Below are 17,175 nucleotides of genomic sequence, written 5' to 3'. Positions count from 1 at the left end.
TGATCACAAGACAGTGAAATGTCCAATAGCAAAATGCCCGGCAGAAAACCGAGCATTTCACAGTTTAATTCAAATTGAAAACCTACTGCTGGAAGTAGCTGATCTTGCCGTCCGGTCCCTTTCTCCATTCATACATGACATAACCCGGGAACTTCGGATCGCCTTTTTCATCAAAAGCCAGATCGCCAAGGACTGTCTTGAATGGACCGTTTTGCTTCAAGGCCTTGGCCACCAGTTCCGGATCATTTGATTCAGCAGCGTTTGCCGCAGCTGCAAGAGCCTGGACAGCACCGTAGGAATAAAGTGTGAAGGCTTCCGGCTCGAATCCTTCGGCCCTGAACTTCTCGATGAGTTCCTTGTTAGCTGGGTTGTTGCGTGGGTCGGGACCGAACGTATTGAGCGTGCCAATGACTGCGTCGCCTGCGATTGAGGCAAGTTCGTTAGATACGATCGCCGCGCCAGAAATAAACTGCACTTTCAGGCCTTGATCGGCCAGTTGGCGCATAATCAGGCCCGCCTCGGTATGCACGCCGCCCCAGTAGAATACGGTAACTCCGGCTTCCTTAACCTTACTGATCAATGCGGAGAAGTCCTTGTCACCCGTATGGACGCCTTCGTTGAGTACTTCGGCAACGCCATTGGCATTCAGGGCTTTCTTGGTTTCATCGGCGAGACCCTGACCGTAGGGGGTTTTGTCGTTGACAATGGCAATCCTGGCGTTCTTGAAGTGCTCGGCAATATAGGCGCCGGCAATCTTGCCCTGCTGGTCATCGCGGCCACAGGTACGGAATGTGTTCCACAGGCCGCGCTCGGTATATTTCGGATTGGTTGACGCCGGCGTTATCTGGAGGATGCCATTCTCGGCATAAACATCCGATGCCGGGATCGATACGCCGGAATTGTAATGACCAATAACGAACTTCACGCCGTCGGCCGCAAACTTGTTGGCAACAGAAATACCCTGTTTCGGATCGGAAACGTCGTCCCCGAAAGCAAGCGCTATCTGCTCGCCATTGATCCCGCCAGCCGCATTTATTTCAGCCATTGCTGCCTCGGCGCCGCGCTTGATCTGGGCACCCATCGCCGCATTCGGACCGGTCAAAGGAGCACCAACACCAATCAGAATATCTGCACCGGCCGGTGCAGCAAGCATAAGCATTGCAGCCAGGGCAATCCCAGGGATAAGAGACTTCGTCATTCAAAAACTCCACTTTGAAAAATATTAAAACCCGTCATCTCAACAAGTCTGGCGTGCAAAGATTAAATCCAAACGAAATATTAGGTATCCAGCATCCGAACGGTGAGTTCGTTTAGTGCAGGAGCATGCCGCAACACAAAAAAGAATATTTATACAAGAAAACGATTTATCGGATTATGAAATGCCCGGCACCAGGCCGGGCATTCACTGATAGTATTAAATGGAAGGCTTACTGCTGGAAGTAGCTGTACTTGCCGTCTTCACCCTTCTTCCATTCGTACATGACGTAGCCTGGAAGCTTCGGATCGCCTTTTTCGTCGAAGGCAATGTCGCCAAGAACGGTCTTGAACGGACCCTTTTCCTTCATGGTCTTCGCAACGGCTTCTGGATCATTCGATCCGGCGGCCTTTGCTGCATCTGCGATAACCTGAGCTGCTGCATATGCATAAAGGGTATACGCTTCCGGCTCAAAGCCCTGTGCGCGGAACTTCTCAACGAGTTCCTTGTTGGCAGGGTTTTTGCTCGGATCCGGACCAAAGGTGTTGAGCGTGCCTGCGACAGCGTCACCAGCGATCGAAGCGAGTTCGTTCGAAACGATACCGTCGCCGGAGATGAAGGTGACCTTCAGACCCTGGTCAGCGAGCTGGCGGATGATCAGACCAGCTTCGGTATGCAGACCACCCCAATAGAGAACCGTAACACCGGCTTCCTTTGCCTTGGCGATCAGCGCGGAGAAGTCCTTGTCGCCGACGTTCACGCCTTCGTACATCGCTTCCTTGAGGCCTTTGGCGTTCAGCGTCTTCTTGGTTTCGTCAGCAAGACCCTGACCATATGGTGTCTTGTCATGAACGACCGCAACCTTGGCGTCCTTGAACTTCTCGGCAATGTATGTCCCGGCTACCACGCCCTGCTGGTCATCGCGACCGCAAGTACGGAAAGTGTTCCACAGACCGCGTTCGGTGAAGACCGGGTTTGTTGCAGCAGGAGTGATTTCGAGAATGCCGTTTTCAGCATAGACTTCCGATGCTGGAATCGACACGCCCGAGTTGAAGTGGCCGATTACAAACTTCACGCCGTCGGCAACGAACTTGTTGGCAACGGAAATGCCCTGCTTCGGATCGGAAACGTCATCGCCAAGCGAAAGCTTGACCTGCTCGCCATTGATGCCACCGGCAGCATTGATCTCAGCGATAGCAGCTTCTGCACCCTTCTGCAGCTGAGCGCCGAAAGCGGCGTTCGGGCCGGTCAGCGGACCACCGACACCGATCAAAAGATCAGCATAGGCATGACCACTCAACGCGAGCATTGCAGCAAGTGCAACGCCCGAAAACAGTGACTTCTTCATTTGAAAACTCCCATTTTCTAGGTACTTACCAAACCCCTCGCGATGACCCTTTTCATCGCTTGAAGAGCACATTTGCCGATTTCCCGGCGGTTGTCACGCTGATTCATTTCGCATCAGCGAGATTGATTAAGCTCTCGTTCTTTCCTTCCAGGAGAAAGGGGAAACTTTTTCATAGAGCCAATGATATTGCCGCACCATTTGCTTGGTACGGGTGTAGCGATAGCCAAGAGTACCGATGATAATCAGCACGATCGTATCGACGACATAGTAGTGAAGCGTCAGCATCGTGCCGCCAAACAGCGCGAAGTGGATAAAGCGGACGGCGATGCCGAGCAGCAGCATGTAGAATACAAGGATCGCGGTGGGCCGCCACGTTCTGGCGCACGCTCGCCCGGTCATCCATGCGGCCCAGCCGCCCATGATGCAGGTGACCAGCAGAAATAGCCAGATCGAAGGTTCTTCGTACAGTATGCCTTGCATGGCAATGTTCTCCTTGGCGCATTTCCGGATGGAAAATGGCACCTTGCTCTGGTTAGTGTCGACCGCCCTCAAGATAGGCTGCGCGCACTTCCGGATTGGCGAGAAGGTCTGCGCTCGATCCACTCATTTTCACAATCCCGTTGACCATCACATAACCACGGTCGGCAAGCTTCAACGCGCCGAAAGCGTTCTGTTCGACAAGGAATACGGTCAGCCCGGTATTCTTGTTCAGCGCCTTGATGGCTTCGAAAATATGCTTGATGATCAACGGCGCGAGACCCAGCGATGGCTCATCGAGCAGCAGCAGTCGTGGTCGCGCCATCAGCGCGCGGCCAATGGCGAGCATCTGTTGTTCACCGCCAGAAAGCGTTCCGCCGCGCTGATTAATACGCTCTTTCAAGCGCGGGAAGAGGTCGAACACCATGCGCGAATCTTCATCGAAAAATTGAAGATTATCGAGACTTGCCCCCATCTGCAGATTTTCCTGCACAGTCATGCGGGGGAAAATTCGGCGGCCTTCCGGCGATTGGGCGATGCGCAGACGCGCGATTTCATGCGTCGGCAATTTGGTGATGTCTTTGCCGTCGAAGATAATGCGGCCCGTGCGCGCGCGCGGCATGCCGAAGATCGTCATCATCAGCGTTGATTTGCCGGCGCCATTGGCACCGATCAGCGTGACAATCTCACCGGGATTGGCATGCACCGTCACGCCGCTCAGCGCGCGGATATTGCCATAATAGGTTTCGACGTTCTCAATGCTGAGAAGGGCTTGTGGTTGCGACATTACTTAGGCCCTCCGGTCTTTTTGGGCGCCGGTTTCTCCTGGCTTTCTTTCGCCAGTTTCTTCGCCTGGCCGATCCAGTCTTCGCGGGCGATCCGTCCGTCAAAAGCCAGATAGACTTCCGCTGCAATCACATCGGCTTTCTTCCACGCAGCAATCTGATCGAAGTGGAAAATGCCATGCTCATTGAGCTTGCGCTCATTGACCGGGCCGATACCTTTGATCAGGATCAACCGATCAGCCTTGCCGCCGCGCGGTTCCGCAAGGGCGTTCGACGTTGACCCGGCTTTGATCCCAGCCGTCACCGCCGATGCCTTTGGTGGCGCCTTCTTTGCGGCAAGCTTGCCAGCTGACGGTTTCGCTCTTGCAGGCTTTGCAGTGACAAGAGCGGCCGAAGAGATGAGTTCCACTGGCTTTGCGTCGGGGTGGGTTTCCACGATTTCGTGCAGCGCCTCGGTCGACAGCAAATCCACCGCAGCGGTGATGTCATCCACGCCGGCCGCTTCAGCCTGTTCGATCATCTCGACGACTTCCTCGTCTTCGACACCCAGATAGGCGGCGATGACCTTCGGATCGTTCTTTACTGTGTCAGGTGTGCCGTCGGAAATCTTCGTGCCATATTCGAGAACGACGACATGGTCGGAAATTTCCATCACCACCGACATATCGTGTTCGATAAGAAGGATCGACGTACCGGTTTCGGCGCGGATATCGAGCAGAAGCTTGTTCAGCTCGGCTGACTCACGCGCATTCAGACCTGCGGCCGGTTCGTCGAGGCAGAGTAGCTCAGGGCCCGTGCACATCGCGCGGGCAATCTCGAGCCGGCGCTGGGCACCATAAGGGAGATCCCCAGCCGGATCATCGGCACGATCGATCAAATTGATCTTCTCCAGCCAAAAGCGAGCTTTCTCGATAGAGTCGACAGCCGCCTTCTTATAGGTAGGGAAACCAAGCAGTCCGAGGACGGTAAATCCAGAGGCCAACATCAGCGGATTATGCTGGGCGACTAGCAGGTTTTCCAGCACGGTAAGACCCGAGAAAAGGCGAATATTCTGGAACGTGCGCGCAACCTTCGCCTTCTTTGTGATGACGAAATCAGCCATCCGTTCCAGGAGATATTCCTCACCATTCTGACGCGTCAAAGTCAGCATGCCTTCGGTCGGCTTATAGAAGCCGGTGATACAGTTGAAAACCGTCGTCTTGCCGGCACCGTTAGGACCGATAAGGGCGGTAATCGCACCACGCTTTGCTTCGAAGTTCAAATCGTTGATGGCGATAAGACCACCGAATTTCATGGAGAGGCGTTCAACGCGCAATATTGCGCTCGTATTCTTTTGCACTTCCGAAACCATCAGCCGTGCCCTTCTTTCGTAAACTCACCTGACACCGTCTTGCGTTTGTGCAGGAAGGCGCTTGGCTCCCGGCTGCCAACAAAACCTCGTGGCTTCCACACCATGACGACGATCATGGCGAGGCCAAATAATAGCATGCGGTAGAGTTCTGGCGTGAAATCATTGCCAAACACGCGCTTGAGGAATTCCAGTTCGCGCAAGAGTTCTGTACCGCCGATCATGACGGCAGCGGCGATGGCGATACCGACCAGTGATCCCATGCCACCCAAAACCACCATTGCGAGAATGATTGCAGATTCAAGGAAGACAAAGGATTCGGGACTGACGAACCCCTGGCGAGCTGCAAAGAACGAACCGGCAAATCCACCGAACATGGCGCCCGTGGCAAAGGCCGTCAGCTTTGTCGTCGTCGTGTTGATGCCAAGCGAGCGGCAGGCGATCTCATCCTCGCGCAAAGCTTCCCAGGCGCGGCCAATCGGCATGCGGCGCAGACGGATTGTGACCCATGCGGTAAGCAATGCCAGAAGAAGAATGAGATAGTAGAGGAAGATCTTGTAATAGACGCCGGAATTCGGCAGTCCAAGCAGCGCGGCGAAACCGGTCGGGCCAGGCGTGAACGGAATGCCGAACAGCGTTGCCTTGGCGATGCCAGAGATACCAAAGGTTCCCTTGGTGACAACGGTCCAGTTGATCAGGATCAAGCGGATGATTTCACCGAATGCCAGCGTGACGATAGCAAGATAGTCACCGCGCAAACGCAGGACAGGAAACCCAAGAATAACGCCCCACGTCGCGGCAAAAATACCCGCCATCGGCAACAACAGCCAGAACGAAAAACCGAAATGAGTTGAGAGCAGGGCGTATGAATAGGCGCCGACTGCATAGAAGGCGACATAACCGAGGTCGAGCAGCCCAGCAAGGCCAACGACAATATTCAAACCCCAGGCAAGCATCACATAGATCAGAATCTGGATACCGAAATTGTCGACATATTTGAGCGAACCCTGAAGGCCACCCATGATTGAGCCACTGGAGACGCTGAGGATCAGGATTACCAGAAACGGGTAAACAAAGAGCAGTCCAAGACCGATTTTCGGAAAGCTTTTTCGGAAAGCCGACGGCTCTTTCGCCTCGGCAACCACACGCCGGGTCTTTTTCCGCTCTTCTCTCCAGGGCGCTGTATAGGTGATGGTGAAACGAGCGATTGCTGCCACGAGTACGAAGATCGTCAGCAGACCCCAACGCTGAGTGAGAATAAGCTCATTACGGATGTTCTGTTCGGTGCGGAAACCGACCACCAGGGAGAACAACCCGAAAGCAAGCGCACCGGCAATAAGCCCTTCCTTCAACGCTTTCGCAAAGACGGAATCCCGTTCTGTTGATTGGATATCGGCCATGTGCTTAAACCTTTTCGACTTCGGGCCGACCAAGTATACCGGACGGCAGGAAAATCAGCACGATCGCCAGGATCGAGAATGCCGCAACGTCCTTGTAGTCGATGGAAAAGTATGCGGACCACAACGCCTCGATTAGGCCGATCAGCAAACCACCAACCACTGCGCCAGGTAACGATCCGATACCGCCGAGAACGGCCGCCGTGAATGCCTTGACGCCGGGTACAAAACCGTCGGTAAAGGAAATCACACCATAGAACATGAGGTAGAGCGTGCCAGCGACAGCAGCAAGCATCGCACCCATGACAAAGGTCATGGAAATCGTCTTGTCGACGTCCACTCCGAGCAGCGCCGCCATCTTGCGGTCTTGCTCACAGGAGCGCTGCGCTCTTCCGAGCGACGTCTTGTTGACGAGATACCAGAATGCAGCAAGCAGGATCGCCGTGACAATGATGATAACCATCTGCTTGTAGGCAATGGTGATGTTCGTGCCGTAAACCGTTATGCCGCCATTGACCAGCGGTGGGATTGGCTTGTTGCGAGGACCCTGCGTGACCTGCACGAAATTGGACAGCGCAATCGACATGCCGATCGCTGTGATCAACGGCGCAAGTCGGAATGAACCACGCAGAGGCCGGTAGGCCAGACGCTCGATGGTCCAGCTCCACAGCCCCGTCAGGAGCATGGCTACGATCATCATCAACAGCAGCGCCAGAACGACCGGCACACCGCCAATGAAAGTAGTCAAAGCAAGAAAAACAATCATCGCCATGAAGGCGCCAAGCATGAAAACATCGCCATGGGCGAAGTTGATCATGCCGATGATCCCGTAGACCATCGTATAGCCAATTGCGATCAGGCCGTAAATTGAACCAAGTGTCAGCCCATTGATCGATTGCTGGATGAAGTACTCCATCGCAACGATACCCCTCATTTTTATTGGGAAGTTTATTATCCGGTTTTTTTATCCGGTTCCCGTTTGCCCCAATATCTTTACACCTAGCGTCTGCGTTAAAGAAAGCAACTGCTTTTTTGGCGCACACAATAACGTTACATTTGCTCGCATAGATTTGCTGGAAATTTTCACCAAATTTTGCATGTAATGCAACGGAAATTCCGGCCTTTTCGATCCTATTAGACGAATTGCCTATGCGCGCCTTATTTCACCGGCTGTCCCCAACGGCTCACTTAACCACGAACCCATGAGCGAAGGGATCTCGGTCATCGATGAAAATCGTATTGTATCCTGTCATGCGTGCCCAGCCGGATATGGATGGAATAATGGCCGGCCTTTCCGCAACATTGACTGTTCTCTCGACCCTTCCATGAAACAGGGATCCGATGATTGATTCGTGTACGAAATCATCGCCCGGCTTGAGTTTCCCCTTGGCCGCCAGCTGCGCCATGCGGGCGGATGTTCCCGTGCCACAGGGCGAGCGATCGATAGCCTTTTCACCGTAAAATACGGCATTGCGTGCGTGCGCTTCCGCTTGGGTGGGCGCGCCCGTCCACAGGATGTGGCTAAGCACATTGATGTCCGGCTTTTCCGGATGCTGGAATGAATAGCGCTCGTTCAGGCGTTCGCGCAATACAGGGCTCCAGCCAATAAGATCGAGCGCGCGATAGTCAGCGAGATCAGAGAAATTCTTTTGGCGGTCGACGATCGCATAGAAATTTCCGCCATAGGCAACATCGACAACCAGTGTTCCGAGATCCGGACATTCCACTTCGAGTCCTTCGGCATAGAGAAAGGCCGGGACATTGGTGATGCGGACGCTGGTAACGTATTGCCCCTCCTGCGTATATTCTGCAACAACGAGCCCTGCGGGCGTGTCCAACTTGAGAACCCCTGGTGTCTTCGGGGTAATCAGCCCGTGTTCTATCGCCATGGTGACGGTCCCAATCGTCCCATGCCCACACATGGGAAGACAGCCGGAAGTCTCTATGAAGAGCACTGCGACATCGCAATCGTCACGCGTCGGCGGGTAGAGAATTGATCCCGACATCATATCGTGGCCCCGCGGCTCGAACATCAGGCCTGTGCGAATCCAGTCGAATTCGCCTAAGAAATGCGCGCGCTTTTCCATCATGGTCGCGCCGGAAAGATTTGGCCCTCCCCCCGCAACCAGGCGTACCGGATTGCCACAGGTATGACCGTCGACACAGAAGAAAGAATGGCGCGCCATGGTGCTCCTCAGAACCTTTGCGGATAAAATGGATCAATCGGGATCGGCGGTTCCTTTCCGACAATCAGATCGGTGATCAAACGGCCTGTCGCTGCCGACTGAGTCAGCCCGAGATGGCCATGACCGAAAGCATAGAGAACATTTTTGCTTGCTTTTGAATAGCCGATAACCGGCAAGGTGTCAGGCAAAGACGGACGATATCCCATCCATTGCCGTCCGCCGGTCGCCTTAAGGCCGGGCATGAATGTTTTTGCTTTCGTCAGCATGGCGTCGGAACGCTTGTAGTTCGGCGGCAAATTGAGTCCGCCAAGCTCGACAGCTCCGCCGATGCGAATGCCCGTTTCCAAAGGGGTGACGACGAAGCCGTGACCTGAGAAAATCAATTGGCGCTTGAGATCAAACGCCCCAACAGGCAAGGTCGTGTTATAGCCGCGCTCGGTTTCGAGGGGAATTGCATCGCCGAGGGTCTTTACCAGCCGATGCGACCATGCCCCAGCAGCGACAATCAGCTTTGCAGCATCGATCTTTCGGCCATCGCTCAGGAGAATTGCAGCACCAGCTTCACTTGTCGCAACAGACGCGACCTCGGCTTGCAGAAACATAGCCCCCAGGCTTGTCGCGTAGCTCCACAGACCCTTGCCAACATGCTGGGGGTCGCTGACCGTCTTCCAGCCAGGTACAAAGGTGCCCGCTATAAAACGCGATGCGAGCCCTGGCTGGTTGTCGGCAAGTTCCTCGCCGCGCAGATGCTCGAAGGCGACACCAGCCCTCTTGCGAGCGTCCCAGCCCGGCAAGGCGGCATTCAGTTCCTCTTCGCTTTCATAGAGCTCAAGCGACCCATCTTCGCGCACCATGTGGCGAATACCTGCCCGCTGCATCAATCCAAGCATTTCCGGTTCGGCAAGCCGCATCATCGCGCCTTGCGCTTGCGTGGTTTGCTCCAGCACAGCGGTGCGACTGGCACGCCAGAACCGATAAAGCCATGGCGTGAGTCTTGGCAGATAGGACGGCCGGATGCTAAACGGACCCAGGGGATCCATGAGCCAGCCGGGGACTTTGGCAATGACGCCCTTGGAGGCCATAGGGAGAATATCGGAAAAAGCCAAGGCTCCTGCATTGCCGGAGCTCGTTCCTTCACAAATACCCTGCCGGTCAACAACAAGAACCCGGCGTCCCGCCTCAGACAAGCAGGCGGCAATGGCGATGCCGACAATACCGGCACCGATGATGACTATATCCTGCTTACCCGCCTGCGCGTCCATCGATCAGCCGATCGGCTTTAGAGGACCGGCAGCTTCGGACGGGATGCAATCGCATCCTTGACCGTCTGCTCCACAGCGGCACGACGTTCGCCGCGCAGCGGCTGGCGTGGCAGGCGGACACGGTCATTCGTGCCGATTTCATGCACTTCCGCCAGCTTGATATTCTGCACCAGATAGGTGGAAACATCGAGATCGAGCAGCGGGCGGAACCAGCGATAGATTTCCAGCGCTTCCGCATAACGGCCAGCGAGAACCAGCTTGTAAATTGCGACAGTTTCCTTCGGGAAGGCAGTAACGAGGCCCGCTACCCAGCCGATGGCGCCAGCGGTCAGCGCTTCGAATGCCAGATTGTCGACGCCCGTAAACAGGTCGAAACGGGTACCAAAAGTATTGACGATATCCGTGGTGCGGCGGATATCATCCGAGGATTCCTTGATAGCAACAAAATGATTATCTGACGCCAGTTCAGCCAGGATATCGCTGGTCACATCCACACGGTAGGCAATGCGATTGGAATAGATCATGACCGGCAGGTCACCTGCAGCGGCAACAGCCTTCAATGTCGTAACCGTCTCTTCCGGATCGGTATGATAGATGGGACTTGGAACAAGCATCAATCCATCAGCGCCAGCCTTGGCGGCGCGCTTGGCAAGCGCTGCGCCATCACGCGTTGCTGCCTCATTGATCGTCAGGAGCACCGGCTTGCCTCTGGCCACGCCTTGCGCCGTCTTCAAAACCTCGATCTTCTCGTCATGGCTGAGCATCGGACCTTCTCCGAGAGAGCCAACGACGATCAGGCCATCACAACCTGCCTCCATGAGGAGAGAGAAGCAACGTTCCATTTCCCCGTGATCGAGATTATCATCTTGCGTGAATTTGCTGGTAACAGCCGGGAATACACCTGACCACATGTGTCTGCTCCTTCTTGATATATCAGAAATATATCTATAACATTCATTGCTGTCAATCGTGATAAATTGAAAGATTCGACGTATGTATCAAACTGCTGTCCACACCATTGCCCAGACGGGCGAAAGCCTGGCAGAACTTGCCTATCGCCAGATCGAGGAGATGATCGTAACGCTGAAGCTGGAACCCGGCGCGATCGTCAATGAGCGTGCATTGACAGACATTACGGCTATGGGTCGCACGCCCGTGCGCGAGGCAGTACAGAAGCTTGCTTGGGAAGGATTGATGGAAATCCGCCCTCGCTCAGGCATCGCAATTGCGGCGCTCAATCCCCAGGACTTCAGTAAGGTGCTTGATGCCCGCGAAGGCGTGGAACGGGTCCTCGCCCGTGACGCTGCGCATTACGGCGCGGCGCTGCACCATAAGCGTCTGAAGGAAGCGGCCGATGCAATGAGCGCAGCCCTGGCGGCCGACGATGTTGGCAGCTTTCTTATGGCCGACAAGATTTTTGATACTGTGCTCGGACAGGCGGCGGAAAACCCTTTCGCCGCCCGTCTCGCTTCGCCCCTGCAAACCCATAGCCGGCGTTTCTGGTTCCGCCTGCAGAGACCTGGCAGCCTGCAGCAATCGGCAGGCGCCCACAGGGCCTTGATCAACGCAATAGTAGCGCGGGAACCCGAACAGGCGGCGGATGAAGCCTCCAAACTGATCAATCATCTGCGCACACTTGCGCCGTGATCATGTTTTCAAACCTGCGGTGTCGGGCTTTTGTTCCCAGGAATCGCCTGCCGCAAGAATGCAGCTCTTGCCGGAAATATCTGTAAGGACAATAGTCCAGGTGACTCCTTCAGGCGCAAGAAATAGCTCGAGAATTGCCTTGTCTCCAACCAGGCCATAGGCACCTGGAAGTTCCTGGAACTCATCCTTCAAATATTCGACAATCTGGGCATGCGGTGCGCAGATAACAATCTGCGCATCAGCAGCCACGACGCTCGCGGCAAACAATGCCGCCGCGAATCCGGATACGATAATTCTGTCGATGTAAATGCGTTTCATAACGCACCTCCTTGGCCGCTCCGAGCCGGCAACAGAGGCGCGTTTCTGCGCTCAGTATACCGGAAGGATGACAGCTTGTCGTTTCGTACGCACCGTCTCGCTCCTTTCCGAGTTTCGGTTCCTGTCAACAAAACCGGCCAGAATGCCGATTCCATCTACATATATGACGTGGGGATGTTTCATCCGAACTTCAAGCAAAAGGGCCGTGGCATAACTGCTGCGGCCCCTTTTTTATACCGATATTCCGTTTGATATTACTTCATCGTCGGGATGACGAATTCCGCACCATCTTTCACACCGGAAGGCCAGCGTGACGTGACGGTCTTTGTCTTGGTGTAGAAACGGAATGCATCCGGGCCATGCTGATTGAGATCGCCGAAGCCGGAGCCTTTCCAGCCACCGAATGTGTAATAAGCAATCGGAACCGGGATCGGCACATTGATACCGACCATGCCTACCTGTACACGCGAAGCGAAATCGCGGGCTGCATCGCCGTCGCGGGTGAAGATGGCAACGCCATTGCCATATTCATGCTCATTTGGCAGGCGGATCGCATCTTCGTAAGTATCGGCACGCACGATGCCCAGAACCGGTCCGAAGATTTCTTCCTTGTAGATGCGCATATCTGGTGTCACATGGTCGAACAGGCAGCCGCCCATATAGTAACCGTTCTCGTAGCCCTGCATCTTGAAGCCGCGGCCGTCAACAACGAGTTTCGCACCTTCCTCTACGCCAAGATTGACATAGCCCTGGATGCGTTCCAACGCCTGCTTGGTGACGACTGGACCGTAATCAGCCGACATGTCGGTCGACGGACCGACCTTGAGGCTCTCGACGCGCGGAATCAGCTTCTCTACCAAACGGTCCGCCGTATCCTTGCCGACTGGTACTGCAACGGAAATCGCCATGCAGCGTTCGCCCGCTGAACCATAACCCGCGCCGATCAGCGCATCGACCGTCTGGTCCATGTCGGCGTCCGGCATGATAATCATGTGGTTCTTCGCGCCGCCGAAGCACTGGGCGCGCTTGCCGTTAGCAGAAGCGCGCGTGTAAATGTATTGGGCGATCGGCGTGGAACCGACAAAGCCGACGGCCTTGATGTCCGGATCGTCGAGAATCGCGTCGACTGCTTCCTTGTCGCCATTGACGACATTGAAGATACCAGCAGGAAGACCGGCTTCGATGAAGAGTTCCGCAAGCCGCATTGGCACGCCGGGGTCACGTTCCGATGGCTTCAGAATGAAGGCATTGCCGCAAATAATGGCAGGGCCGGCCTTCCACAGGGGGATCATCGCTGGAAAGTTGAAGGGCGTGATGCCTGCAACGACACCGAGCGGCTGACGCATCGAATAGACATCGATGCCGGTACCGGCACTGTCAGAAAACTCGCCCTTCAGCATGTGCGCGGCGCCGAGGCAGACCTCGACCACTTCCAGACCGCGCTGAATATCACCCTTGGCGTCGGGAATGGTCTTGCCGTGCTCGCGTGCCAAAAGCTCGGCCAGCGAGTCATACTCGGCTTCGACCAACTCGAGGAACTTGCGCATGACGCGAATGCGGCGCTGGGGATTGGTTGCAGCCCATTTCGGCTGTGCCGCCTTTGCGTCCTCGATGGCAGCACGCACTTCAGCTGGAGTTGCCAAGGCCACTGTCCCCTGGATCGTGCCGTCCATGGGCTGATAAATCTCGGTCGTGCGACCGCTTGTTCCGGCGACATGCTTGCCACCGATAAAATGACCAACTTCACGCATTGCGAGCAACCTCCCTGCAATTGATGGATTTCTATTGTCCTATCATCGCGCTTCAAAATCTTTATTGCAAGCCGAGCAAAAGCGTATCCGTTGTGCGAAAATTGAAGTACCACTATATCTGGAGGACACTCAATGAACTGGGATGACGTGCGTATTTTTCTGGCTGTGGCGCGCTCAGGGCAAATCCTCGGTGCAGCGAAGCGCCTTGGCGTCAACCACGCCACGGTAGCACGGCGGCTCACAGCGCTTGAGAACGATCTCAATACAAAACTCCTGACCCGGCGCACCAACGGATGCGAGCTTACCCACGCAGGCGAGGAGTTTCTGCTTTCGGCCGAACGTATGGAGGCCGAAATGCTTTCTATCCGCTCTTCGCTTGGTGACGCCGATGTATCGATTTCAGGCTCAGTCCGCATTGGTGCGCCGGATGGATTTGGCGTGACATTCCTCGCACCGCGCTTGGCATTGCTCACTGCCCGCTATCCTGATCTCAAGATCCAGCTGGTTCCTGTCCCCCGCTCCTTTTCGCTTTCGCGGCGCGAGGCGGATATCGCCATCACCGTCGATCGGCCCGATCAAGGTCGTCTCGTCGCACGCAAACTAGTCGATTACAGCCTGCGCCTCTATGCGAGCCGCTCCTATCTCGCCGAGCATCCCGCGCCACAGTCTGTGGATGAACTCTCGAAACATCGCCTCGTCGGTTATGTGGACGACCTCGTCATCAGTCAATCATTGAATTACGCACCAGAAATCACCCGCGACTGGCGCCCTGCATTCGAAATTTCCAGCGCCCTTGGGCAGGTCGAAGCGGTGCGGGCGGGTGCAGGGATTGGCATTTTGCACATGTTCATCGCACGTGAACACGACGACCTGGTCCCGGTATTGCCGGAACGTACGATCCGCCGGTCCTATTGGTTGGCCTATCACGAATCCGTCCGCACACTCCGTCGCATCACGGCCGTATCCAGCTTCATTTCCGATCTGGTGAACAGTGAGACCGGCCGATTTTCCTGAACACCGCTTGTGACAAATGAAAGCAAAAATTTGATTAACCAGCACGGAACAAATTTGACCCCTTCGGCTTCAAATAATGCACATAATGGTGGGCACGAATCATATCGGAGAGGAAAAATGTACCGATATATCCTGGCATTTGCGATTGCCCTTGGTGGCGCACAGTTCATATCGGAGCCTGCCCAGGCACAGAATGCCGTCAAATGTGAATCGCGCAAATTCAAATACAGGGAATGCGATACTGATATGCGCCGTCCGCGCATCACACGGCAGCTTTCGAAGTCTCCTTGCATTGCCGGCGATACTTGGGGATTTCAGCGAGGTACAATCTGGGTCGATCGAGGTTGCGCAGCAGTTTTCGCGGATTCAGGCGGCCGGCCACGTTGGCGCGACAGGGATAGTGGTTGGGATGACCGTTACCCACCACGCGGTGGCGACGATTACTATCCTCGGCGCAGACGAAACGATGGCGTTGAATTCGAACTGGACTTTTAATCCGCCTATTCGGAGCTGAGAGCAACTGCCGGCTGGAGCCTTGAAGCGTTTCGAGCCGGCAGATAGCCGAAAACCAATCCCGTCAGGAACGAGCAAGCGAATGCCAGCGCCACAGGTCCGACTGTGAAGCTGATCGGCGCGCCGAGGACCTTGGCAAGCACGCCCGTTCCAAGCCCTGCCACCACACCAATCGCGCCACCGATAGCAGAAACTACAAGCGCCTCTATAATGAACTGCAACAGGATATCGCGCTGGCGCGCGCCTGTCGCCATGCGGACACCGATTTCGCGGGTCCTTTCGCTGACGCTGACCAGCATGATGTTCATCACCCCAATACCGCCAACAAGCAGCGAAATTGCTGCCACAGCACCAAGGAAAAGCTTCAGCGTGTTGGATGTCTCTGTCACCGCCTCACGTATCGAGGCCATGTTGGTGATTTGCGTATCCTGCTTCTTGTGACGCCGATCAAGCAGCGCTTGGATCGTCTCCTGCGTTGCGTCGATGGCGCCGCCATCTTTCACCTGAACCGTGATGGAACGCACATTGCGCTGACCGAAAAGCCGCATGCTTCCGGTCGTCAACGGAACGACGATCGTATCGTCCTGATCATTGCCGCCTGGTCCAGCCCCCATTTCGCTCATCACACCGATGATCTGGAATGGAATCTTGTTCACCAGCACATATTTGCCGAGTGGACTTGTTCCGTCGGGAAAGAGGGTCTTCTCCACCGTCCGACCGAGCACGGCCACTGGCGCATACGCGTCCATATCATCCTGGTTGATGAACTCGCCTTTGCCGATTTTCCAGGATTTGGCCACCGGAAACTGCGGCACGGTGCCGTTGGCGGAGGTTTGATAATCGATATTGCCGTAGCGTACCGTTACAGTACTGGTCAATTCCGGCACCGCAAACGCAACATTCGGCAGCTCGAGAATGGCATCGGCGTCGGCCGGGATCAGCGTGACGACGCTACCGCCTGTGCCACCCCGGAAGTTGGCCATATTCGGTCGAACGACGAGGAGGTCCGAGCCCATCGACGAAATGCGATCCAGCACTGAATTCTGCGCCCCGGTACCGATGGCCAGCATGGCTACCACGGACCCCACGCCAATGACGATGCCGAGCAGAGTGAGTATCGTGCGGAATAAATTGGCGCGCAGTGCACGAATAGCCATCTTGATAGCTTCCGTTACATCGGCAATCGCTGCAACACCTTCAACCGCCTTTTGTTTAAGTCCTGAAGCGGCCTCCGGATTGCTTCTCCGCTTCTTGGTGCGGTCAGAAATGACGCGGCCATCGCGCAGCTCGATCAGCCGGTCGGCCTGTTCGGCAACTTCACGCGAATGCGTGATGACGATGATCGTATGGCCGCTTTCGTTCATGCTGCGCAAGAGCGCCATCACCTCTTCGCCGCTCTGGCTGTCAAGGGCGCCGGTTGGTTCGTCGGCAAGGATGATGCGCCCGCCATTCATCAGCGCCCGCGCAATGGAAACACGCTGTTGCTGACCGCCGGAAAGTTGATTGGGGCGATGGTCCAGCCTGTCGCCGAGCTTCAGCGAACTGAGAAGCGCCTCAGCCCGGTCGTGCCTGTCGCGCGCGGATGCACCCGCATAAACTGCAGGGACCTCGACATTTTCCTGCGCGCTGGCCGTCGGTATCAGATTATAGCTCTGGAAGACGAAACCAAAGGTGCGCCGCCTTAACCCCGCGAGTTCGTCTGGCTCAAAACCGGATACATGTTCGCCGTCGAGCAGATAGTTGCCACTGGTCGGCTTGTCGAGACAGCCAAGAATATTCATCAGCGTCGACTTGCCAGAGCCGGATTGCCCAATGATCGCGACGAACTCACCCGCCTCGATATCGAGCGAAATGCCATGCAGGACCTCAACGGCGAGATCGCCATTATAGTAGGTCTTGCTGATATCCTTGAGCGAAATAATAGCGGTCACGGC

Annotated in this window: 16 protein-coding genes; 3 read left to right on the top strand and 13 right to left on the bottom strand. The window is 55.4% G+C overall.

What is annotated here, in order from left to right; all coding sequences use genetic code 11:
- Positions 1-82: 82 nt before the first annotated feature.
- From BLM14_RS00715 to BLM14_RS00670, 10 genes are all read right to left on the bottom strand, one after another.
- Positions 83-1,198 (bottom strand): branched-chain amino acid ABC transporter substrate-binding protein, encoded by a 1,116-nt coding sequence (locus BLM14_RS00715; protein WP_099997653.1) that lies wholly within the window; start codon positions 1,196-1,198, stop codon positions 83-85.
- Between the two features lie 229 nt (positions 1,199-1,427).
- Positions 1,428-2,543, bottom strand: a complete 1,116-nt coding sequence (locus tag BLM14_RS00710; RefSeq protein ID WP_099997652.1) for a branched-chain amino acid ABC transporter substrate-binding protein — start codon at positions 2,541-2,543, stop codon at positions 1,428-1,430.
- 126 nt (positions 2,544-2,669) lie between these two features.
- On the bottom strand, positions 2,670-3,023 hold the full coding sequence (locus BLM14_RS00705; protein WP_099997651.1) for a DUF6867 family protein: 354 nt from the start codon (positions 3,021-3,023) through the stop codon (positions 2,670-2,672).
- Positions 3,024-3,075: 52 nt separating this feature from the next.
- Complete coding sequence (locus BLM14_RS00700; protein ID WP_099997650.1) at positions 3,076-3,807, bottom strand: ABC transporter ATP-binding protein; 732 nt, start codon at positions 3,805-3,807, stop codon at positions 3,076-3,078.
- A complete protein-coding gene (locus BLM14_RS00695) occupies positions 3,807-5,156 on the bottom strand; it encodes an ATP-binding cassette domain-containing protein (protein WP_099997649.1) in 1,350 nt (449 codons plus the stop codon). The genes BLM14_RS00700 and BLM14_RS00695 overlap by 1 nt, the downstream gene beginning before the upstream one ends.
- The gene (gene livM / locus BLM14_RS00690; RefSeq protein WP_099997648.1) at positions 5,156-6,553 is read right to left on the bottom strand and encodes a high-affinity branched-chain amino acid ABC transporter permease LivM; all 1,398 of its coding nucleotides are present in this window, start codon (positions 6,551-6,553) and stop codon (positions 5,156-5,158) included. The genes BLM14_RS00695 and livM overlap by 1 nt, the downstream gene beginning before the upstream one ends.
- Before the next feature lie 4 nt (positions 6,554-6,557).
- Positions 6,558-7,466 (bottom strand): branched-chain amino acid ABC transporter permease, encoded by a 909-nt coding sequence (locus BLM14_RS00685; RefSeq protein ID WP_099997647.1) that lies wholly within the window; start codon positions 7,464-7,466, stop codon positions 6,558-6,560.
- A 268-nt stretch (positions 7,467-7,734) separates the two neighbouring features.
- Positions 7,735-8,736 (bottom strand): 4-hydroxyproline epimerase, encoded by a 1,002-nt coding sequence (locus BLM14_RS00680; protein WP_099997646.1) that lies wholly within the window; start codon positions 8,734-8,736, stop codon positions 7,735-7,737.
- Positions 8,737-8,744: 8 nt separating this feature from the next.
- Complete coding sequence (locus BLM14_RS00675) at positions 8,745-9,998, bottom strand: NAD(P)/FAD-dependent oxidoreductase (RefSeq protein WP_099997645.1); 1,254 nt, start codon at positions 9,996-9,998, stop codon at positions 8,745-8,747.
- Positions 9,999-10,015: 17 nt separating this feature from the next.
- Positions 10,016-10,909 (bottom strand): dihydrodipicolinate synthase family protein, encoded by an 894-nt coding sequence (locus BLM14_RS00670; protein WP_099997644.1) that lies wholly within the window; start codon positions 10,907-10,909, stop codon positions 10,016-10,018.
- Positions 10,910-10,991: 82 nt separating this feature from the next.
- On the opposite strand from BLM14_RS00670, the gene BLM14_RS00665 reads away from it, so the two are divergent.
- Positions 10,992-11,645 carry a GntR family transcriptional regulator gene (locus BLM14_RS00665; protein WP_099997643.1) on the top strand — a complete coding sequence of 218 codons (654 nt, stop codon included), beginning with the start codon at positions 10,992-10,994 and terminating at the stop codon, positions 11,643-11,645.
- On the opposite strand, the gene BLM14_RS00660 is transcribed toward BLM14_RS00665, so the two are convergent.
- The gene (locus BLM14_RS00660) at positions 11,646-11,963 is read right to left on the bottom strand and encodes a hypothetical protein (RefSeq protein ID WP_099997642.1); all 318 of its coding nucleotides are present in this window, start codon (positions 11,961-11,963) and stop codon (positions 11,646-11,648) included. It abuts the gene before it with no gap.
- Between the two features lie 254 nt (positions 11,964-12,217).
- Positions 12,218-13,714: a CoA-acylating methylmalonate-semialdehyde dehydrogenase gene (locus tag BLM14_RS00655; RefSeq protein ID WP_099997641.1), complete on the bottom strand. Its 1,497-nt coding sequence runs from the start codon at positions 13,712-13,714 to the stop codon at positions 12,218-12,220.
- Between the two features lie 132 nt (positions 13,715-13,846).
- Between BLM14_RS00655 and BLM14_RS00650 the strand changes: the two genes are divergently transcribed.
- Positions 13,847-14,728, top strand: coding sequence for a LysR family transcriptional regulator (locus BLM14_RS00650; RefSeq protein ID WP_099997640.1), 882 nt, complete (start codon positions 13,847-13,849; stop codon positions 14,726-14,728).
- 117 nt (positions 14,729-14,845) lie between these two features.
- Positions 14,846-15,223 carry a DUF3011 domain-containing protein gene (locus tag BLM14_RS32595; protein WP_099997639.1) on the top strand — a complete coding sequence of 126 codons (378 nt, stop codon included), beginning with the start codon at positions 14,846-14,848 and terminating at the stop codon, positions 15,221-15,223.
- 5 nt (positions 15,224-15,228) lie between these two features.
- Here BLM14_RS32595 and BLM14_RS00640 read toward each other — a convergent pair whose 3' ends face one another.
- Positions 15,229-17,172 (bottom strand): MacB family efflux pump subunit, encoded by a 1,944-nt coding sequence (locus BLM14_RS00640; RefSeq protein ID WP_099997638.1) that lies wholly within the window; start codon positions 17,170-17,172, stop codon positions 15,229-15,231.
- Between the last annotated feature and the right edge of the window lie 3 nt (positions 17,173-17,175).

The sequence above is a fragment of the Phyllobacterium zundukense genome, assembly GCF_002764115.1.
GTDB lineage: Bacteria > Pseudomonadota > Alphaproteobacteria > Rhizobiales > Rhizobiaceae > Phyllobacterium > Phyllobacterium zundukense.
The sequence above is the reverse complement of the archived record's forward strand: the minus strand, read 5'-3'. Positions and strand labels throughout refer to the sequence as shown.